At 68.9% G+C, this 20,272-nt stretch carries 15 protein-coding genes, 1 tRNA gene and 1 pseudogene; 8 read left to right on the plus strand and 9 right to left on the minus strand.

Annotation, left to right across the window (positions count from 1 at the left end; genetic code table 11):
* A pseudogene (locus LMJ29_RS04815) lies at nt 1-310 on the plus strand (hypothetical protein); the annotation flags it as partial.
* Between the two features lie 173 nt (nt 311-483).
* Here LMJ29_RS04815 and LMJ29_RS04820 read toward each other — a convergent pair.
* Nucleotides 484-560, minus strand: a tRNA-Arg gene (locus tag LMJ29_RS04820).
* 249 nt (nt 561-809) lie between these two features.
* On the opposite strand from LMJ29_RS04820, the gene gabD reads away from it, so the two are divergent.
* The 3 genes from gabD (at nt 810) to LMJ29_RS04835 (ending at nt 4,968) form a co-directional block, all read left to right on the plus strand.
* The gene (gene gabD / locus LMJ29_RS04825) at nt 810-2,264 is read left to right on the plus strand and encodes an NADP-dependent succinate-semialdehyde dehydrogenase (protein ID WP_229604383.1); all 1,455 of its coding nucleotides are present in this window, start codon (nt 810-812) and stop codon (nt 2,262-2,264) included.
* A gap of 144 nt (nt 2,265-2,408) precedes the next feature.
* Complete coding sequence (gene gabT / locus LMJ29_RS04830; RefSeq protein WP_229604384.1) at nt 2,409-3,689, plus strand: 4-aminobutyrate--2-oxoglutarate transaminase; 1,281 nt, start codon at nt 2,409-2,411, stop codon at nt 3,687-3,689.
* A 208-nt stretch (nt 3,690-3,897) separates the two neighbouring features.
* Nucleotides 3,898-4,968 carry an FAD-dependent oxidoreductase gene (locus LMJ29_RS04835; RefSeq protein WP_229604385.1) on the plus strand — a complete coding sequence of 357 codons (1,071 nt, stop codon included), beginning with the start codon at nt 3,898-3,900 and terminating at the stop codon, nt 4,966-4,968.
* A gap of 19 nt (nt 4,969-4,987) precedes the next feature.
* Here the strand turns inward: LMJ29_RS04835 and siaD are convergent, their stop codons facing one another.
* Genes siaD through siaA form a run of 4 tightly spaced genes read right to left on the minus strand, consistent with a single transcriptional unit; the run spans nt 4,988 to nt 8,763 of the window.
* Nucleotides 4,988-5,806: a biofilm regulation diguanylate cyclase SiaD gene (siaD, locus tag LMJ29_RS04840; protein ID WP_229604386.1), complete on the minus strand. Its 819-nt coding sequence runs from the start codon at nt 5,804-5,806 to the stop codon at nt 4,988-4,990.
* Between the two features lie 6 nt (nt 5,807-5,812).
* On the minus strand, nt 5,813-6,193 hold the full coding sequence (siaC, locus tag LMJ29_RS04845; protein ID WP_229604387.1) for a biofilm regulation phosphoprotein SiaC: 381 nt from the start codon (nt 6,191-6,193) through the stop codon (nt 5,813-5,815).
* A gap of 23 nt (nt 6,194-6,216) precedes the next feature.
* The gene (gene siaB / locus LMJ29_RS04850) at nt 6,217-6,759 is read right to left on the minus strand and encodes a biofilm regulation protein kinase SiaB (RefSeq protein ID WP_229604388.1); all 543 of its coding nucleotides are present in this window, start codon (nt 6,757-6,759) and stop codon (nt 6,217-6,219) included.
* Nucleotides 6,760-6,777: 18 nt separating this feature from the next.
* Nucleotides 6,778-8,763, minus strand: a complete 1,986-nt coding sequence (siaA, locus tag LMJ29_RS04855) for a biofilm regulation protein phosphatase SiaA (RefSeq protein ID WP_229604389.1) — start codon at nt 8,761-8,763, stop codon at nt 6,778-6,780.
* A gap of 429 nt (nt 8,764-9,192) precedes the next feature.
* Between siaA and LMJ29_RS04860 the strand changes: the two genes are divergently transcribed.
* A complete protein-coding gene (locus tag LMJ29_RS04860; RefSeq protein WP_229604390.1) occupies nt 9,193-10,971 on the plus strand; it encodes an ABC transporter ATP-binding protein/permease in 1,779 nt (592 codons plus the stop codon).
* Here the strand turns inward: LMJ29_RS04860 and LMJ29_RS04865 are convergent.
* On the minus strand, nt 10,957-12,063 hold the full coding sequence (locus LMJ29_RS04865) for a glycoside hydrolase family 5 protein (protein WP_229604391.1): 1,107 nt from the start codon (nt 12,061-12,063) through the stop codon (nt 10,957-10,959). The two genes, LMJ29_RS04860 and LMJ29_RS04865, sit on opposite strands and share 15 nt — an antisense overlap.
* 133 nt (nt 12,064-12,196) lie before the next feature.
* Here LMJ29_RS04865 and LMJ29_RS04870 point away from each other — a divergent pair, with 133 nt between their 5' ends.
* Nucleotides 12,197-13,003 carry a DODA-type extradiol aromatic ring-opening family dioxygenase gene (locus tag LMJ29_RS04870; protein WP_229604392.1) on the plus strand — a complete coding sequence of 269 codons (807 nt, stop codon included), beginning with the start codon at nt 12,197-12,199 and terminating at the stop codon, nt 13,001-13,003.
* A gap of 6 nt (nt 13,004-13,009) precedes the next feature.
* Here the strand turns inward: LMJ29_RS04870 and LMJ29_RS04875 are convergent, their stop codons facing one another.
* Both LMJ29_RS04875 and LMJ29_RS04880 read right to left on the minus strand, forming a co-directional pair.
* Complete coding sequence (locus LMJ29_RS04875; RefSeq protein WP_229604393.1) at nt 13,010-13,375, minus strand: YidH family protein; 366 nt, start codon at nt 13,373-13,375, stop codon at nt 13,010-13,012.
* A 12-nt stretch (nt 13,376-13,387) separates the two neighbouring features.
* On the minus strand, nt 13,388-14,428 hold the full coding sequence (locus tag LMJ29_RS04880; protein WP_229604394.1) for an NADP(H)-dependent aldo-keto reductase: 1,041 nt from the start codon (nt 14,426-14,428) through the stop codon (nt 13,388-13,390).
* A gap of 367 nt (nt 14,429-14,795) precedes the next feature.
* On the opposite strand from LMJ29_RS04880, the gene modA reads away from it, so the two are divergent.
* Together modA and LMJ29_RS04890 are read left to right on the plus strand one after the other, a co-directional pair.
* Nucleotides 14,796-15,557, plus strand: a complete 762-nt coding sequence (modA, locus tag LMJ29_RS04885) for a molybdate ABC transporter substrate-binding protein (protein ID WP_229604395.1) — start codon at nt 14,796-14,798, stop codon at nt 15,555-15,557.
* A 251-nt stretch (nt 15,558-15,808) separates the two neighbouring features.
* Complete coding sequence (locus LMJ29_RS04890) at nt 15,809-17,137, plus strand: OprD family porin (protein ID WP_229604396.1); 1,329 nt, start codon at nt 15,809-15,811, stop codon at nt 17,135-17,137.
* Nucleotides 17,138-17,179: 42 nt separating this feature from the next.
* On the opposite strand, the gene LMJ29_RS04895 is transcribed toward LMJ29_RS04890, so the two are convergent.
* Nucleotides 17,180-20,089, minus strand: a complete 2,910-nt coding sequence (locus LMJ29_RS04895) for a bifunctional diguanylate cyclase/phosphodiesterase (RefSeq protein WP_229604397.1) — start codon at nt 20,087-20,089, stop codon at nt 17,180-17,182.
* Nucleotides 20,090-20,272: the final 183 nt, after the last annotated feature.

Genomic DNA, 20,272 nt, shown 5'->3' on the forward strand with positions numbered 1-20,272 from the left:
AGCTTATCGCTTCGTCTCAACCGAGGCCGCGCATTCTACAGCAGCCTTTCAACCTGTCAAGCGTGCTTCGAAAATTTTCTTTTCGATTCAACCGCTTGTGCTTCAGCGAACAACCTGCACCACCGAAGCGAGGGAGGTTAATCTTACAGCAACCCAGATCGCTGTCAACCCCCTCCGCAGCGCACCTCCAAGCGAAGCCGGAAGCGCCGGCAAGGCCGCAGCCCTGCCACCCCCGATCGCCAAAACTGAAGATAACTCCTTGATATTCAAGGGCTTTTCAGCTCGTCGCCGGGAGTGGTGCGCATTATAGGGACTCGAATCGATAGGTCAACACTTTTTTGCAACATTCGCCCGCGCCAGGCACGCACCGCCACCTGCTAACTATATAGAGGGAGCCGAGCTGCCCATCATGCAACCCGAGGTTCAGCGGAATCCCCGAAAACAAAAAGGGCCCGCGCTCGCACGCAGGCCCTTTCTTCTATATGGCGCATCCGGCGGGATTCGAACCCACGACCCCTGCCTTCGGAGGGCAGTACTCTATCCAGCTGAGCTACGGATGCCTGTGCGCTAAGCTGACCCGAAAATCGGCGCGACAGCGCGGGCGCCATCATACGCATCTTGTCCGGAATCGTCCATGGCACCGGAATTCGTTCGCGATCCCGAACGGTAATGACGCGCCCAGCCATCTACGCCATTGAAAAATTTACGCAAACCGTCTCATTCGTTGTTTTTTTTGCACACCCTATTGCGTGAAGCTGCAGTCGATCCTAGGATTGTTTGACATTTCGAACAATCAGCCGGAGACCGCGATGGAACTGAAAGACCCCAGCCTGTTCCGCCAGCAAGCCTATGTGAACGGTCATTGGTGCGAGGCCGACAGCGGTGCGCGCACCGATATCTTCAATCCGGCCAGCGGGGAAAAACTGGGCAGCGTACCGAACATGGGCCGTGCGGAAACCCGCCGCGCCATCGAGGCCGCGCGTCTGGCCCAGCCGGCATGGCGCAAGCTCACCGCCAAGGAGCGCGCTGCCAAGCTGCGCAAGTGGTACGAACTGATCCTGGCCAACCAGGAAGACCTGGCGCAGATCATGACGGCCGAGCAAGGCAAGCCGCTGGCCGAGGCGCGTGGCGAAGTGGCCTACGCCGCCTCCTTCATCGAGTGGTTCGCCGAGGAAGCCAAGCGCGCCTATGGCGACGTCATCCCGGCACATGCCGCCGATAAGCGCATCCTGGTGCAGAAGGAGCCGGTCGGCGTAACCGCGGCGATCACGCCGTGGAACTTCCCAGCGGCGATGATCACCCGCAAGGCCGGTCCGGCTCTGGCGGTGGGTTGCGCCATGGTGCTCAAGCCGGCGCCGCAGACGCCCTTCTCCGCGCTGGCACTGGCCGCGCTGGCCGAACGCGCCGGCATTCCGGCCGGCCTGCTCAGCGTGCTGCCGGCGGACGTCGCCACCAGCCGCGAGGTGGGCGCCGAGCTGTGCGAAAACCCGGTGGTGCGCAAGCTGTCGTTCACCGGCTCAACCGGAGTCGGCATCAAGCTGATGGAGCAATGCGCGCCGACCCTGAAGAAGCTGTCCCTGGAACTCGGCGGTAACGCGCCCTTCATCGTCTTCGACGACGCCGACCTCGACGCCGCGGTCGAGGGCGCGATGATCTCCAAGTACCGCAACGCCGGGCAGACCTGCGTGTGCGCCAACCGCATCTACGTGCAGGACAAGGTTTACGACGCCTTCGCCGCCAAGCTGACCGCCGCGGTGGCCAAGCTCAAGGTCGGCAACGGCGCCGAGGCCGGGGTGACCACCGGCCCGCTGATCGACGCCAACGCGGTCGCCAAGGTGCGCCAGCACCTCGACGATGCGGTGAGCAAGGGTGCACGAGTGATCGCCGGCGGCAACGGCCTGGGCGGCAACTTCTTCGAGCCGACCATCCTGGTCGACGTGCCGACCAGCGCGCGGGTGGCCAAGGAAGAGACCTTCGGCCCGCTGGCCCCGCTGTTCCGCTTCCGCGACGAGGAAGACGTGATCGCCCAGGCCAACGATACCGAGTTCGGTCTCGCCGCCTACTTCTATGCCCGCGATCTCGGCCGGGTGTTCCGCGTCGCCGACGCCCTGGAGTACGGCATGGTCGGCATCAACACCGGCCTGATTTCCACCGAGGTGGCGCCGTTCGGCGGCATGAAGGCCTCCGGCCTCGGCCGCGAGGGCTCCAAGTACGGTCTCGACGAGTACCTGGAGATCAAGTACCTGTGCCTCGGCGGCATCTGATTCGTACGAACTCCGGGCTCCGGCCCGGGGTGGGTGGCAGCCGTGTTTTGTCGGCGACGGTTTGCCACCCCTCTCTTCCGACCAGCCTGCCTGCGCGGCAGGCCGGTCCCCACCGACCCTTCGACTGTCCTGCGTGAGAATGCCATGAGCCAGACCAACGCCTCCCTGCTGCAACGTCGCCAAGCTGCCGTCGCCCGCGGCGTCAGCCAGATCCACCCGATCGTCGCCGAGCGCGCCGAGAACGCCACCGTGTGGGACGTCGAAGGCCGCGAGTACATCGACTTCGCCGGCGGCATCGCCGTGCTGAATACCGGCCACCTGCATCCGAAGGTGATCGCCGCCGTCCAGGAGCAGCTGACCAAGCTCTCCCACACCTGCTTCCAGGTACTGGCCTACGAGCCCTACATCGAGCTGTGCGAAGAGATCGCCAAGCGCGTGCCGGGCGACTTCGCCAAGAAGACCCTGCTGGTCACCTCGGGCTCCGAGGCCGTCGAGAACGCCGTGAAGATCGCCCGCGCCGCCACCGGCCGCGCCGGGGTGATCGCCTTCACCGGCGCCTACCACGGCCGCACCATGATGACCCTGTCGCTGACCGGCAAGGTGGTCCCCTACTCCGCCGGCATGGGCCTGATGCCGGGTGGCGTGTTCCGCGCCCTCGCGCCGTGCGAGCTGCACGGCATCAGCGAAGACGACGCCATCGCCAGCATCGAGCGCATCTTCAAGAACGATGCCCAGCCGCAGGACATCGCCGCGATCATCATCGAGCCGGTACAGGGCGAAGGCGGCTTCTACGTCAACTCCAAGCCGTTCATGCAGCGCCTGCGCGCCCTGTGCGACCAGCACGGCATCCTACTGATCGCCGACGAAGTACAGACCGGCGCCGGCCGTACCGGCACCTTCTTCGCCACCGAACAACTGGGCGTGGTTCCGGACCTGACCACCTTCGCCAAGTCGGTCGGCGGCGGCTTCCCGATCTCGGGCGTGTGCGGCAAGGCGGAAATCATGGACGCCGTCGCTCCCGGCGGCCTGGGTGGCACCTACGCCGGCAGCCCGATCGCCTGCGCCGCGGCCCTGGCCGTGCTCAAGGTGTTCGACGAAGAGAACCTGCTGGAGCGCAGCCAAGCCGTCGGCGAGCGTCTGAAGGCCGGCCTGCGCGGCATCCAGGCCAAGCACAAGGTCATCGGCGACGTCCGCGGCCTGGGCTCGATGGTCGCCATCGAGCTGTTCGAAGGCGGCGACGAAAGCAAGCCGGCCGCCGAACTGGTCGGCAAGATCGTCGCCCGCGCTCGCGAGAAGGGCCTGATCCTGCTGTCCTGCGGCACCTACTACAACGTCATCCGCTTCCTGATGCCGGTCACCATCCCGGACGCCCAGCTGGACAAGGGCCTGGCCATCCTCGCCGAGTGCTTCGACGAACTGGCCTGATCCGCCTCTCAGGCTCTGTACGGAGCCGCATATGCCAAGCCCGCGGCTCCGCTCGCGGGCTTGGCGTTTCTGCAGGCTCTCCAGCGCGCAGGCAGGCGCCTGTGCTACAACTGGCGCCTGCCGTCCGGAGTCCCGCACCGGTCCGGCACCGATCCCTTGCCAGGAGCCGCACCGATGACCGCCCCCTCCGCCGCCCCTCGAGGCGCCGATGCCCAATCCTGATCTGCTGCTGATCGGCGCCGGACACAGTCATCTCGGCGTGCTGCGCCGCTGGGCGCGCGGCGAGCGGCCGCCGGGACGGCTGCTGCTGCTCAGCCAGTCGCCGCATGCCTGGTATGCCGGACGAATTCCCGCCCTACTCGCCGGACGGATCGGCGAGAACGATTGCCGTCTCGAACTGGAGCCATTGTGCCGCGCCGCGGGTGTGGAGCTGCAGTTGGGCACCGCGGTCGGCCTGGACGCCGCACAACGCCGACTGCAACTGGCCGACGGCAGCAGCCTGCAGGCCAGTTGGTTGTCGCTCGACGTCGGCGCCGCGCCGCCGGCGCCGCCGCAGCACAACCCGGTCATGGAGGTAGTGGCGGTAAAACCCTTCGCGGATTTTCTCGACCGCTGGCGGCAGTGGCAGGCGGATCCGCAGCCCCTGGCCTTGGTCGGCGGCGGTGTCGCCGGCGTCGAGCTGGCACTGGCGCTGGCCGGCCAAGTACCACAACTCAGTCTGTTCAGCGCCGGGCCATTACTCGACGGCCATTCGCCGGGGCTGCGCATGCGCGCCCACGGCCTGCTGCGTCAGCTCGGCGTGCACTGCCGCGAACATTGCCCGATCAGCCACATCGACGGCGACACCCTGCACAGCGAGGCCGGCGCCGTCTGGCTCGGGCCGCGCCTGCTGTTGGCCAGTGGCAGCCAGCCGCTGCCCTGGCTGGCCGCCAGCGGTCTGGAGTGCGCAGAAGACGGCTTCATTCGCGTCGGCGCCACCCTGCAGAGCTTCAGCCACCCGCAGATCTTCGCCAGCGGCGACTGCGCCAGCCTGGCGGGGCTCGCCCGCAACGCCTGGCACGCCACGCACCAGGCCGCGCGGTTGGCCGCCAACCTGGCCGCGGCCTTGCAGCAGCGGCCCCTGCAACGCTACCGGTCGCCACGTCAGGCGCTCCTGCTCCTCGCCACCGGCGACGGCCACGCCCTGCTCGACTGGCACGGCTGGTCCGCCGGCGGCCGCCTGTGCGGCTGGTGGCGAGAGCAGCGCGACCGGCAGTTCATGCTCCACCATCGCGGCTGACACCAGCGCCGCGACTTGCTCAGACCCCGGCCGTCACGTCCTCGGCATCCGCGGCCGGGGCCAGCACGCAGCGGTCGCGGCCGCTGCGCTTGGCGACCAGCAGCGCCGCGTCGGCGCGGTTGAGCACCAGCGAATAGCCCTCCCCCCTCCGGCACTCGGCCACCCCGAGGCTGACGGTGAGCGCCAGCTCCGCCTCGCCGTGGCGCACCCGCAGGTTGCGCACCGCCGCGCGCAGGCGCTCGATCAGCGGCTGCACCTCGGCCAGCGTGGTTTCGGTGAGCAGCAGCAGGAACTCCTCGCCGCCCCAGCGCCCGCACAAGTCACAGCCGCGCACGCTGTCCTGCAGCGCGCGGGCGATCTGGCTGAGGGCGTGGTCGCCGACCTCGTGTCCCCAGCGGTCGTTGATCTGCTTGAAGTGGTCGACGTCGACCATCGCCAGCACGAACGGCCGGCCGCTGCGCTGGCTGCGCAGTTCCTCCTCGCGCAGGCGCTCCATCAGCATGCGGCGATTGGCCAGGCCCGTGAGCACGTCGCGCTGCGAGGCGTCGCGCAGCGCCTGGTTGAGATCGCGCAGCATGTCCTGATAGCGGTCGGAGATGCGCGCGACCTTCTCCAGCTGGCGCAGCTGGCGGTGGTAGCGCTCGGACAGCGTCAGGTTCTGCTCGCGCGCCAGCGCCTGGTAGCCGTCGGAGATGCGCGCGATGCGCTCGAGCCGCGACAGCTGCTCGAGGTTCTGCTGCTGCAGGCGCGCCAGCGCCTCGCGCAGCGGATGGCCGTAGTAGGCCGGTTCACTCAGCAGACTTTCCACCAGCAGGTCCAGCTCGCGCTCGCTGCTCATGGCGGCTCACTCGCTGAACGGCAGGATGGCGAAGGGGAAGCTGCAGTCCTCGCGGAACTCCTCGGCCAGCTCGGCGACCCGCTCGTTGCGGCTGTCGTAGTGCCAGCTGACGCTGACCGGCAGGCCGTCGCGGTGGGCCTCCTCGAGCAGGTCGAAGATGTCCATCAGCGCCTTGATCGAGCTGGTGTTGAGGTACAGCAGACGCAGCTCGAGGGCCAGCGGCCGGGCTTCCTCGCGCAGGAAGCGCTCGACCCAGTCGATCACCTGGCCGAACAGCTCGAAGGAGTTTTCCGGATAGGAGTCGCCCTGCATGGCCAGCACGCCGGCCGGCCAGTCGCCGTGGATGGTCGGCGTGGACTGGGTACCGGGAATGTTCAGTTCAGTCATGGTGGTACTCGTGCGAATGAGGTTCAGATCACGGCGCGCAGGCTGAGGAAGGCGCGCCCGTCGGCTTGTTCCTTGAGGCTGGCGCGCAGCGGCGCGCTCGACTTGCGGGCGATGTCGAGCAGGCCAAGGCCGGCGCCGCTGGCGCGCTCGTCGTCGCGCGGCCGGCGCAGCTGCTCCTTGTAGGCCGCCTTGAGCTGCGCCTTGTCCAACCCGGCGAGGTTGGCGATCCAGTCGACCAGCTGGCGGCCGTCGTCCAGCTCCACCAGATTGCCGGCCGCCACCACGTAGCGGCCCTCCTCGTCACGGGAGATCGATACCGTGGCCGCGGCGTCCTGTTCGGGGTAGTTCATGCGCGTGGCGTAGTGACGGATGTTCTGGGTCATCTCGATGTACACGGCGAACACATCCATCGCCGCCGAGGGCTGCGCCTGCTCGGCGGCCAGGTAGTTGCGCAGGGCGTTGCCGATCTCCTCGATCAGGCTGCGCGAGATCGGCCCGTTGAAGCAGAGCATGATGCGCTGGCGATTGTAGTGCTCGCGCATGGCCAGCAGGTCGTAGTTATCCATCGGCACTCCTGTATCCAGCTAGTCGAAACGAAAGGACAGCACGGTGATGTCGTCGAGTTGCGGCCGCTCGCCGCGATAGGCCGTCAGGCGGGCGACGAAGCGCTCGGCCTGCTCGGCCAGCGGCCGCTGCGCGTGGCTGCGCAACAGATCGCCGAAGCGCCGGTTGCCGAAGCCGAAACCCAGCTCGCCGCCGGTCTGATCGAGGAAGCCGTCGGTGCACAGGTAGAAGGTCCAGCCCGGTTCCAGGACGATCTCGAGGTTGGCGTACTCGCCCTGGCGCTTGTCGGCCAGGGCGCGCCGACCGCCCTTGTACTCGCGCACCTCGACGCCGTCGCTGGCGAACAGGGCCATGCGCGCGCCGGCGAAGCGCAGGCGCCGCGCCGCGCGATCGATCCATACCAGGCCGGCGTCCATGTTGGTCGCCAGCGCGCCCTGCTCGCCGCGCAGCATGCCACGCACCGTGCGGTCAGTCTCGCCCAGGATCGCCGCCGGATCCGTGGCGCCGGCCACACCGATGGCATGGTCGATGGCGGCGCGCGCCAGCATGGTCATCAGCGCGCCGGGCACGCCGTGGCCGGCGCAGTCGACCACGCCGAGCAGGCAGCCGTCGACGCCCTCGCGGAACAGGTAGAAGTCGCCGCCGACCACGTCGCGCGGCAGCCACAGCGCATGCTGGCGTTCGCCGAGCGCGGCGGCCAGCTCGCGGTCGGGAAGGATGGCGCGCTGGATCAGGCTGGCATAGTCGATGGAGTCGTCGATCTGCTTGTGCGCGGCGGCCATCTCGCGGTTGGCGCGCTCCAGCGCCTCGGTGCGCTCGCGCACCTTGTCCTCCAGTTCGGCGGTGTGCCGGCGCACCTGCTCGGCCATGCTGGCGAAGGCGGCCGACAGCTCGCCGATCTCGTCGCCGCGCGGTGGCGGCAGGCGGGTGGCGTAGTCGCCGGCGGCGATCGCCTTGGCGGTCTGCTGCAGGCTGCGCAGCGGCTGCAGCAGCAGGCGGTCCACCACGTAGGCGAAACCGATCAGCAGGCTGCCCAGCAGGGCCGCCAGGGTGCCCAGCAGCGGCCATAGCCAGCGTTCGTCGAGCACCCGCGCGGCGTGCAGGTCGACGGCGGTGAGCAGATGCCAGCGCAGCGGTTCGATGTAGCTCAGCGCCAGCAGCTGCTCGCGACCGTCGAGGTGGGCGCGCAGCAGCTGCACGCCGTCGCCGGCAACCTCGGCGCGGCGCAGGGCCGCCTGCAGCGCCTCGCGCTCGGCCGGCGCGGCGAGCAGGTCGAAGACCCGCGCGCCGCCGCCGACGCCGCTGACCCCGGAGTTGTAGGCGATGCGCGCCGGATCCGGATGGGCCTGGATGGCACCGTCGGCGGCGAGGATCATCGGCGTCACCCCGGGCTCTTCGGTGACCACGAACTGCTCGAGGAAGGCGCTGAGGTCCATGCCCGTGCCGGCCAGGCCGAGGGTGCGGTCGCCATCGCGCACCAGCATGTTGAACCAGACCTTGGTGACCTTGAGCTTGTGGTCGACGTTGACGTTGACGTTGGCGTCGGCGCTGCCCTGGACGCTGGCGAAGAACCAGGCATCGTCGCCATCCGCCGGATCGAGCACGTAGCGCGGCCGCTCGCTGATCGGCTGGCTGGCGTCGTTGAAGTAGTAGTCGCGCGTGGCGGCGGAAATGACGAACCAGGAATGGTCGCGGAAGTCGCGCTGGTAACCGGCGGCCTCGGCGAAGAACTGCGCGCGGCGCTCGGCGTCGCCCTCGGCCAGCAGCCAGCGGCGGGTCAGCTCGCCGTCGGCGAAGCGCCGTGCCAGCGCCAGCTCGCGAGCCAGCGGGGCGAGGATGCGCTCGCGCTGCAGCAGGGTGAAATTGCGCGCGTAGGCCTCGCCGAAATGCTCGCGGATTTCCTCCATGGCGCGCCAGCCGAGCCAGGCCGCCGGTATCAGCGCCACCGCGCACGCCAGCAGCAAGGCCAATACCGATTTGCTGCGCAGCCCCCAACTCACCGCCATCCCAAGCTCCCGTCGCGTGGCCGCCGACGGCCCCTGGCAAGCGGGCATTGTGTATGCCGCCGGATTTGCCGGCAACAGGGGGCCGCGGGCAAAACCGCGTCCCGCTGCAGGCGCAGGGACCAACGCGTGCCAGAGCCTGCTCGCTGCACTGCCCAGCGGTTGTTTCCCTGCTGACACACCCACCTATACTTTTGTACAGAATGAGCAGCGAGCGCCGGAGAGCCGACCTGCCGGCCTCCGCCACGCCTCTGGCCAGGCCGACGCCTTCTGCGCGGGCGCCTCGTTGTTCGGCCGGCACCACCTGCACAGGAGGTCAGCATGAACATCCTGGCGACAGACATCGGCGGCACCTGCCCGCGTGCGCTGCCCGACCATGGCGCCGGCGGCCGCCGGCAGCGGCAACGCGCCGCCGCGCCGGAGCGCTGAGGCATGGCGGCCGGCCCCGCACAGCAGTCCACCCTCGCCTGGTTGAGCGGGCAGCTGTGGCCAGTGATCAGCGCCTACTGGTGCAGCGGTCGCAAGTGGCGGGTACGCGGCGCCGTGCTCCTGCTGATCCTGCTGACCGAAGCGCAGGTCGGCCTGGCGATCTGGCTCAGCTACTGGAACCGCGAGCTGTTCGATGCCCTCGAAGCGCGCTCGCTGAGCGCCCTGCTGCTGCAGGTCACCACCTTCGTGGGGATTTTCGTGCTGACCATGGTGGTCACCGCCCTGCACCTGCACGTCAAGCGCTGGCTGCAGCTCGACTGGCGGCGCTGGCTGACCCGCCGCCTGCTCAACCAGTGGTTGCCGCACGCCCACCACTACCAGCTGCAGTTCACCAGCGGCGAGCACGACAACCCCGACGGGCGTATCGCCGAGGACATCCGCATCGCCACCGAGACGGCGGTCGGCCTGGCGCTGTCGCTGCTCTACTCGGTGCTGATCCTCGGCAGCTTCATCGACATCCTGCTCAGCGTCTCCGGCAGCCTGCAGATACCGGGTACCCAGATCGTGATACCCGGCTACCTGGTGCTGCTGGCGTTCCTCTACGCCGGCGCCGGCACCGCCTTCGGCCTGCTGCTCGGTCGCCCGCTGGTCAACGCCACCAACCGCCTGCAGGCGGTGGAAGCCAACCTGCGCTTCGGCCTGGCGCGCGCCCGGGAGAACTCCGAGTCGATCGCCCTGATGCACGGCGAAGGCATCGAGCAGCAACAGGCGGCGCGGCTGTTCGCCGACGTCGGGCGCGGCTGGGACCGCCAGACCCTCGGCTATCTGGGCATCGTCGCCTTCTCCACCGGCTACGGCACCCTGCTGCCGGTGTTCCCGCTGCTGGTCGCCGCCCCGCAGTTCATCGCCGGGACCATGACCCTCGGGGTGCTGATGCAGGCCGCGCAGGCCTTCCAGCGCCTGACCTCGGCGCTATCCTGGCCGATCGACAACCTCGGCGAGCTGGCCAAGGGCCGCGCCTCGGCCGACCGCGTGGCCAGCCTCTACCACGACCTGCGCGAGCTCGAGGAGCGCGCCCGTGGACCGGTCGAGCACCGCATCGACCTGCATCCCGGCGTCCACGACGAACTGGTGCTGCGCGATCTCAGCCTGGCCGGCCCGGACGGGCGACTGCTGGTCGAGCACCTGAATGCGAGGATCCGCCGCGGCGAGCGGGTGCTGATCGACGGCGACGCCAGCGCCGCCAGTTGCCTGTTCAAGGCGGTGGCCGGCCTGTGGCCGTGGGGCAGCGGCGAGATCCGCCTGCCTGCCGGGGAGCACATCGTATTCCTCTCGCAGCGGCCGTTCCTGCCCGACGGCAGCCTGCGCGCGGCGCTCAGCTACCCGCATCCGCCCGGGCACTTCCCCAGCGGCGCGCTCGAGCACGTCCTGCACTGTGCCGGGCTGGACTGGCTGGCGCCGCGCCTGGGCGACAGCGACCGCTGGGACGCCGTGCTGCCGCTGCGCGCCCAGCAGCGTCTGGGCATCGCCCGCCTGCTGCTGCAGCGCCCGGCCTGGGTGTTCATCGAGGAGGCCAGCGACGCCTTCGACCCGCACGCCGAGGACTGCCTGACCGACATCCTGCAGCGCGAACTGCCCGACTCGACCCTGCTCACGGTCAGCTTCCACGACAGCCTGGAGCGCTATTTCAGCCGCAAGCTGATCCTCAAGCGGGCGGGCGAGGCGCGCTACCCGAGTCCCGTCGGCGAGGAGCCGGAGCCCTGTGCGCTACGCAAAGAATGACGGCAGCCAGCCGCGCTCCACGCAATCGCGGAAGCTCCAGGCCGGCGTGGTCTCGGTCTTGTAGTTCCAGAAGAACCAGCCCTGGTACTTCTCGAAGGTGGCCAGCTGGGCGGCGGCATAGCCGCGGTAGGCGACCGTCTCCTGGAAGGCGTCCATATGCTCGAGAGCATGGTTGAACGGCCCCTCGGCCCACAGCGACACCACCTTGAGGTCCAAACCCAGGCTCCACTCGCCGCAGATGGTCGGCAGGCCCAGCTCGGTGATGATCGCGTCGGCTTCCTGCTTCCATTCGCCGGCGGCCTTGCGCATATGGCCGTAGATGTCCATGTCGATGTCGCCGCGCTCGAAGCACTGGTAGCGGTGGATATCGAAGATCACGTTCTGGTACTCCGGCTCCTGCATGAAGCCGAGGTACTCGCGGAAATCGCGGAAGCCGTCGTGGAACACCACGGCGATGCGCTCGGCCGGACAGTGCCGGCGAATACGCGCATAGGCGGCCAGATAGTAGGCCTTGAGATAGTCGGTGGGCACGTCCCAGCGCGGCTCGTTGAGCACCTCGATGGCGTGCAGCGCCGGATGGTCGCCATAGCGCTCGGCCAGGCGCTCCAGCACGCTCAGCGAATGCTCGAGGTACTCGGGACGGGTGTGCCACTCGCAGACGTCCTTGATGCCACCGTTGTCGAAGCCGTTCTGGCAACCCGGCCCGGCGTGCAGGTCGAGCACCACGCGCAGGTCGAATTCCTCGGCCCAGGCCATGGCGCGGTCGAGCACGGCGACGCCGCCTTCCACGAAGGGGTAGCGGTGCGCGCCGTAGCTGCGGTGATGGGGGTAGTCGGGGCCGAAGATCCAGTGGCCGACCGGGATGCGCACGGCGTTGAGGCCGCGGGCGGCGAGCCAGGCGAAGTCGTCGCGGGTGATGAAGCTGTCCCAGTGGCGGCGCAGCCGCTCGCCGGCCGCCGCGCCCAGTTCGGCGCACCAGGTGGTCTCGTCGGTGGCCGCCAGCCCGGCGAACAGGCTGGGCACCATCCACTTCTCCAGCACCAGCCAGCTGCCCAGATTGACCCCGCGCAGCTTCAGGTCCGCATGTCGCATCGCCGCCCTCCTCATTCCGTGGCCTTCTGCGACTCAAGCTAGCAGATTCGTGGCGCCCGCGACGGCCGACGGGACATGCCGCAGGCGCGGTGGGCCATACTGAGTGACGCCTTCCCGCGCCGAGGAGTTCCGCATGTCCGCCGCCCCGCTGCCGACGCTGTTCATCCCCCATGGTGCCGGTCCGTGCTTCTTCATGGACTGGCAGCCACCGGCCACCTGGGCGCCGCTGGCCGCCTATCTGAAAGGGATCGCCGCCAGCCTGGCGCAGCCGCCCAAGGCCATCCTGCTGGTTTCGGCGCACTGGCTGGAGCCGAGCTTCAGCGTCACCGGCGGCACCCGGCCGGAGCTGATCTACGACTACTACGGCTTTCCGCCGTCCACCTATGAGCTGCGCTACGACGCGCCGGGCAGCCCGGCGCTGGCCGAGCGGGTACAGGCGCTGCTCGACGCCGCGCAGATCGCCAGCCACCAGGACGTGCTGCGCGGCTTCGACCACGGCATGTTCGTGCCGCTGCTGCTGATGTTCCCGGCCGCCGACCTGCCGGTGGTGCAGTTGTCGCTGCGCCAGGACCTCGATGCCCAGGCGCACCTGGACGCCGGCCGCGCCCTTGCGCCGCTGCGCGCGGAGGGCGTGCTGATCGTCGGCAGCGGCATGAGCTTCCACAACATGGACGGCTACCGCGACCCGCGCTTCGGGCCGATCTCCGCGCAATTCGACGCCTGGCTGACCGCCACCGTCGAGGGCGACCCCGCCGCGCGGGCGGCCGCGCTGCGCGACTGGGCGCAGGCGCCCTGCGCGCGCCTGTGCCATCCGCCGCAGGCCGAGGAGCACCTGCTGCCGCTGCTGGTGGCGGCCGGCGCGGCGGGCGAAGCCCGCGGCCGCAGGGTGTTCAGCGACCGGGTGCTGGAGACCACCCTGTCCGCCTTCCAGTTCGGCTGAGGCCGCTCAGCCGAGGAACAGGTAACCGAGCAGCAGCAGGCCGAGCGCGGCGACCAGCAGGTTGAGCAGCGGACCGGCGTTGACCCGGTAGCCCTCGGGGATCTCGATCGGCTTGAGGGTGCGCACCACCCGGCGGTACTCCCACGATGAGCTGACCGCTACCAACGCGCCGAGCAGCACGAAGCCGGCACCGATCCAGAACGAGGCGCCGCGCTCCAGCTGACCGACGCCGGGGCGCAGGATCAGCTGCATGAACAAGCCGAAGCGCTCGATGACGAAGCCGAAGGCCATCAGCGCCAGGCTGGTGCGGTTCCAGGCCAGCAGGGTGCGCTCGGCGGCGAAGAACACCCGCGGGTCGTTGAGCTCGGACATGCGGCCAGTTCCTCAGGGCGCCGGATTGGGCTGCTCGGTATGGATGCGCTCGATACCGGCGAGCAGCTCGTCGCTGAGCTTCAGATCGAAACTGGCCAGGTTGCTGTCCAGCTGCTCCAGCGTGGTGGCGCCGATGATATTGCTGGTCAGGAACGGCCGGCTGGTCACGTAGGCCAGCGCCAGCTGCGCCGGATCGACGCCGTGCTCGCGGGCCAGGGCGATATAGGCGCTGGCGGCGCGCCGCGCCTGGGGGTTGTTGTAGCGCTGGAAGCGCTCGAACAGGGTCAACCGGGCCTTTTCCGGCCGCGCGCCGTTCTCGTACTTGCCCGACAGCAGGCCGAAGGCCGCCGGCGAGTAGGCCAAGAGACCCACCTGCTCGCGGATGGCGATCTCCGCCAGCCCCACCTCGAAGCTGCGGTTGAGCAGGTTGTAGGGGTTCTGGATCGACACCACGCGCGGCCAGCCGCGGCTTTCGGCCAGCTGCAGGAAGCGGTGCACGCCCCAGGGCGTCTCGTTGGACAGGCCGATATGGCGGATCTTGCCGCTGCTCACCAGCTCGTCGAGCACCTCCAGGGTGTCCTCGATGGGGGTGATATGCGCGTCCGGATCGTGGGTGTAGCCGAGCTGGCCGAAGAAATTGGTCTGCCGGTCCGGCCAGTGCAGCTGGTAGAGGTCGAGGTAGTCGGTGTGCAGGCGCTTGAGGCTGCCCTCCACCGCGGCGACCAGGTTGGCACGGTCGAAGTGGTTGCGCCCCTCGCGGATATGGGTGATGCCGTTGCCCGGCGCCGCCGCCTTGCTGGCGATGATCCACTGCTCACGGCCGCCATGGCGCCTGAAGTAGTTGCCGATGATGGTCTCGGTGGCGCCACAGGTTTCCGCGCGGGGCGGCACCGGGTACATCTCGGCCGTGTCGATGAAGTTGATCCCCGCGGCGCGCGCGCGGTCGATCTGCGCGAAGCCCTCGGCTTCGCTGTTCTGCTCGCCCCAGGTCATGCTGCCCAGCGCCAGCGCGCTGACCTGGATGTCGGTCCTGCCCAGTGGACGGTAAAGCATCGCAAACTCCTGTCGATGGCACGCACAAGAGCGCAAGGGTACTACCAAATGCCGCCGGCGGTGCCTCCCGCGGTCTGCGCGCACGCCAGGCTCGCCGGCACCGTCATGTCGCGTTGTATACAAAACGACATGGAATGTGCGCCGTTATAGCTTCCGCTACATAATTAATGCGCACCTGACGCCTGTCCTGTAAATCGATAAGTCATTGAAATAAAAGATATTTAATTAAAAGCAGGCACCTGGCAGCCTTTTTGCAATTCCTACCGCAGGCTGCGCTGAAATCATGTAGCCGAGGCTATCACTGGTGCCCGCCTCGGCTGCGGAAGGATCGCGGCGTCCCCTCGCCATCGACTCAAGGAGTTTTCGCATGTCCCACAAGGTATCGCGCCTGCTCGGCGCCCTGCTGATCGCCCTGGCGCCGCTGGGTCTCGTCCAGGCCGGCGAAGTGCAGGTGGCGGTGGCCGCCAACTTCACCGCGCCGATGGAGGAGCTGGCCAAGGGCTTCGCGCAGAGCAGCGGCCACCAGGCCAAGCTGGCGTTCGGCGCCACCGGCAAGTTCTACGCGCAGATCAGCCACGGCGCGCCCTTCGAGGTGTTCCTCAGCGCCGACAGCAAGACGCCGAGCAAGCTCATCGGCGACGGCGCCGCGGTGGCCGGCAGCCAGTTCACCTACGCCACCGGCCAGCTGGTGCTGTGGTCGGCCCAGCCGGGGCTGGTGGATGACCAAGGCGCGGTGCTCAAGCAGGGCCGCTTCGCCCACCTGGCCATCGCCAACCCGGCGGCCGCCCCCTACGGCGCCGCCGCGCTGGAAACCCTCCAGGCGCTGGACGTGGCAGAGCCGCTCAAGGGCAAGCTGGTGCAGGGCGAAAGCATCGCCCAAACCCACCAGTTCATCGCCACCGGCAACGCCGAGCTGGGCTTCATCGCGCTCTCGCAGGTCTACAAGGATGGCCGGATCAGCGGCGGTTCCGCCTGGCAGGTGCCGGCCAAGCTGCATGCGCCGCTCACCCAGGACGCCGTGCTGCTCAAGGCCGGCCAGGACAACCCGGCGGCCAGGGCGCTGCTCGACTACCTGAAAACCCCGGCAGCCAAGGCGGTGATCGCCCGCTACGGCTACGCCGTCGACTGACCGCCGCCGCGCTGGCGCCGAAGCGCGCCAGCATGCTCCCCCCAAGCCTTGTCATTCGCCCCGGTGTACGGGGGAGGGATTCGCTCGCCCGCGCGATGGCGCGGAACCAACCGACAACAACCGGCGATTCCCCGCGGGCCGTCAGGCCCGCTCCATTAGCCATCACCGTCGCCGACGGTGATCCACCCAGTTTCCTTACCGGCGCCGGCCGCCGCGCGGCCGCCCGTTTTTTTCGCATGGAGTATCGAGCAATGAACAAGTCCACCCTGGCCCTGGCCATCGTGGCGGGCATCGTGGGTCTGCCGTCCGTGCAGCAGGCGTCCGCCGCAGGCTTCATCGAAGACAGCAAGGTCACCCTCGGCCTGCGCAACTTCTACTACGACCGCAACGACAAGAACACCGCCGACAACCGCAACGAGGCCAGCGAGTGGGGTCAGGGCTTCATCCTCAACTACACCTCCGGCTACACCCCCGGAACCATTGGCGTCGGCGTCGATGCCATCGGCCTGCTCGGCGTACGCCTGGACGGCGGCGGTGACGGCGACCTGACCGACAGCCGCAAGCCCGGACAGCTGTTCCCGCTCGACAGCGACGGCAGCGCCGTGCACGAGTACAGCAAGGCCGGCGTGACCGCCAAGGCCAAACTGTCGAAGACCGAGCTGCGCATCGGCACCCTGCAGCCCAAGCTGCCGGTGGTCACCTTCAACGACGGCCGCCTGCTGCCGCAGCTGTTCGAGGGCGGCCAGCTGACCTCCGCCGAGATCACCGACCTCACCCTCACCGCCGGCCAGCTGGAGCACACCAAGACGCGCAGCTCCACCGACGACGTCGGCCTGCGCATCGCCGGCTCCACCGCCGCGGCCGAATCGAACAAGTTCTACTACGCCGGCGGCGACTACAAGCTGACCAAGTCGCTGACCGCGCAGTACTACTTCGGCAACCTCGAGGACTACTACCAGCAGCACTTCGTCGGCCTGGTGCACACCTGGGCGCTGCCGGTCGGGGCCTTAAAGACCGACCTGCGCTACTTCGACAGCAGCTCCGACGGCAAGAACTCAAATGCCGCCGGGCGCGCCGAGGGCTACCGCAGCAGCGGCTTCTGGGTGACCGGCGATCCCGATCGCGGCGAGGTCGACAACCGGACCTGGAGCGCCCTGTTCACCTACACCCTGGGCGGCCACGCGCTGAGTGCCGGCTACCAGGAGGTCTCCGGCGACAGCGCCTTCCCGTTCCTCAACCAGGGCGACGGCTCCTCCACCTACCTGATCACCGACGTGCAGATCAACAAGTTCGCCAGCGCCGGCGAGCGCACCTGGCAGGCCGGCTACGCCTACGACTTCGCAGCGCTCGGCGTGCCGGGGCTCAAGGCCAGCGCGCTGTACCTGAGCGGCGATCATATCGACGCCGCCGGCGGCGACCAGCAGGAGTGGGAGCGCGACCTGCGCCTGGACTACAGCCTGCAGAGCGGCGCGCTGAAGGGCCTCACCTTCACTTGGCGCAACGCCTCGCTGCGCGGCGACGCGCAGACCGACCAGGACGAGAACCGCCTGATCGTCAGCTACAGCGTGCCGCTGCTGTGACGCGCGCCCCGGCAGCCGGCCGATAGGGGCTGCCGGGACGGCTCAGGCCGGCGTGGCCAGTGGCGCCGGGCGCGCCTGCAGGTGCTCGGCGACGAAAATGTCGAACTCCGCCGGGGCCAGGGCGCGCCCGAACAGGTAGCCCTGCACCCCGTCGCAGCCCAGGCGCTCCAGCTCGGTCAGCTGGGCGACGGTCTCCACCCCCTCGGCGATGGTGCGCATGCCGAGGCTTTTGGCCATGCCGGTGATGGCTCGCACGATCGACTGGTCGTGGCCGTCCTCGTTGATATGGCGGACGAAGGACTGGTCGATCTTCAGCTTGTGTACCTCGAACAGCTTGAGATAGCTCAGCGACGAGTAGCCGGTGCCGAAGTCGTCGATGGTCAGCAGCACGCCGAGCGCGCGCAGGCGGCGGACCACTGCGATGGCCGCCGCCGGCTCGTGCATGGCCACGCTCTCGGTCAGTTCCAGCTCCAGGCAGTGCGCCGGCAGGCCGCTGTCGGCCAGCAGCGCGGCGACCAGTTCGACCAGCCCCGGATGACGGAACTGCGCCAGCGACAGGTTGACCGACACGGTCATGCCCGGCGGATAGCCCTGCGCCAGCCAGGCCTGCATCTGCGCCACCGCGCCGCGCAGCACCCACTCACCGAGCGCGACTATCTGTCCGCTGCCTTCGGCGATGGGGATGAATTCGGCCGGGCTGATCGCTCCCAGCTGCGGGTGGGTCCAGCGCAGCAGCGCCTCGGCGCCGACCAGGCGCAGGCGGCCGAGCGCCACCTGCGGCTGGAAGCACAGGTGCAGCTCGCCGTTGGCCAGCGCATGACGCAGGGCGCTTTCCAGCTGGAGGATGCGCGCGGAGTGGCGCTGCATCTCGGCGGTGAAGAAGCGGTAGCCGTTGCGTCCCTCCTGCTTGGTGCGGTGCATGGCGATGTCGGCGCGCTGGGCCAGGGTGTCGAAGTCGTGGCCATCCTCCGGAAACACGGCGATGCCGATCGAGGCGCTGACCACCAGGCTGTGCTCGCGCGCCTGGCAGGGCGCGGCCACCAGCGCGCGCAGTCGCTCGGCGATATGCGCGGCCTCCTGGGCGCCGGCGTAGGGCAGGACCAGGACGAACTCGTCGCCGCCCTGGCGCGACAGGGTGTCCTCGTCGCGCAGCGCCGCCTTGAGGCGCTGCGCGATCTCGACCAGCAGGGCATCGCCGGCGCGATAGCCGAGCGAGTCGTTGATGTGCTTGAAGTGGTCGAGGCCCAGGTGCAGCACCGCCAGCGGCTGGCCACTGCGCTCGGAAAGGCCCAGGGCCTGCTCGCAGCGGGCGGCGAACAGCTTGCGGTTGGGCAGGTCGGTCAGCGCATCGAAGTGCGCCAGGCGCTCGATGCGCTGCTCGTCCAGCTTGCGCTGGGTGATGTCTTCCTTGATCGCCAGGTACTGGATCGGCTGGCCGGCGGTATCCAGCACCGGCGAGATCAACACCGCCTCGACGTACTCGCTGCCGTCCTTGCGCCGGTTGACGAACTCGCCGCGCCAGGATTGGCCGCTCAGCAGGCTCTGCCACATCTCGGCGTACACCGCCGGTGCGGTCTTGCCCGAGTGCAGCAGGCGGGGGTTGCGACCGAGGGCTTCCTCCAGGCTGTAGCCGGTACTGCGGGTGAAGGCCTGGTTGGCGTAGACGATGCGTGCCTCGAGGTCGGTGATCAGGATGGTGCTGGGGCTCTGCTCGACCGCCTGGCTCAGCCGGCGCAGCGTGGCCTGGTCCTGGGTGCGCGCGGTGACGTCGCGCGCCAGCATGACGAAGCGCGGCGCCCCACCGCGCTCGGCGTGCAGGGCCGATACCGACAGCTCGAACCAGCGCGAGCCGTCGGTCAGCGGGATGCAGACCTGCCGGCCGGCGGAGTGGCCGCGCTCGCCCGCCTCGCGCAGCGCCGCCAGGCATGCCCGTGCCGCTTCGGCGGGCAGCACCTCGTCCAGGGTGCGGCCGACCAACTGGCTGCCCGTGCCGACCAGCAATTCCGCGCTGGGTGCATGCACCTGCAGGTAGCGGCCGTCGCCGTCGAACTCGAACAGCAGGTCGGGAATCGCCTCGAGGATCGCCTGTGAGTGGCGACGGGTAGCGCTGAGGGCGCGGTAGGGGGCGGCGATCATCTCGACGAATACCGCCCGGTAGAGCAGCAGATAGGCCAGCACCTTGTAGAGGTGACCGACCAAGTTGAACAGGTCGGTGGCCGAGGCGTACAGGGTGAAGAACACCTCGCTGCAGATCATCGCCAGCACCGCCGCGAGCAGCAGAGCGACGTTGCAGCCGCTGGCCTGACGCAGGCGGCGCAGCAGCACGCCGAGGGTGAGCAGGTGGACGCCGATCACCCCGTATTCGGCGCCCAGCTTGAGGGCGGTGAGCCCCTGGCCGGGCACGAAGGTAGCCGGCAGCCAGTGCGGATAATAGAGGAACAGTCCGTGCGCCAGCGCCACCAGCAGGAGCATGCCGAGCAGGGGCAGGAAGCGCCCGGGGCGCGCCCGGCGCAGCGGCTCGCCGGCCACCGGCGGCCAGGGCAGCCAGACTGCGACCAGCAGCGCGGCGGCGGCTACGTAGCGGGCCACCAGCCAGAAATGGATAGCCTTCTCCACGCCGCTGGGGGTCACGTAGTCGGGCATGCCGCGGTAGGACAGCATGTGCGAGAAGTCGAGCAGCGCCACAGCGAGGAAGGCACAGGAGAGCAGCAGCACGTTGCGCTGCGGGTGCAGGCTGTGGCTGTTCCAGCCGACCGCGAACACCAGCGCCGCGACCGCGATGGCGGTGGTCTCCAGCAGCATGTGCCAGGCCAGGTAGCCGGGTACCAGGGGGAAGACGGCGGCGAGCTGCCCGGTCAACGCCAGGCCGGTCAGCAGGCCGAGCAGAACCGCCAGGGGCAGGCGGAGTGAATCGCGGTGTTGCGGATGTACCCACTGCAGAGCCGATCGCACGCCTGGCGCCCCTTCCCCTTGATGATCCTTTCACGGTCGCCGAGACGACCGGCAGCTGCCGGTCGGGACGCGCATCGTCTGGTGGGCGACGAATGTGCCTGCAGACACCCGCGGCGTCAACGCATTGTCAACCAAGGTCGAAAGGGCGGAGGAAGACGGTCATCGTCCGGCCAGGAAGACGTT

Source organism: Pseudomonas oryzagri, from assembly GCF_020831405.1.
GTDB lineage: Bacteria > Pseudomonadota > Gammaproteobacteria > Pseudomonadales > Pseudomonadaceae > Geopseudomonas > Geopseudomonas oryzagri.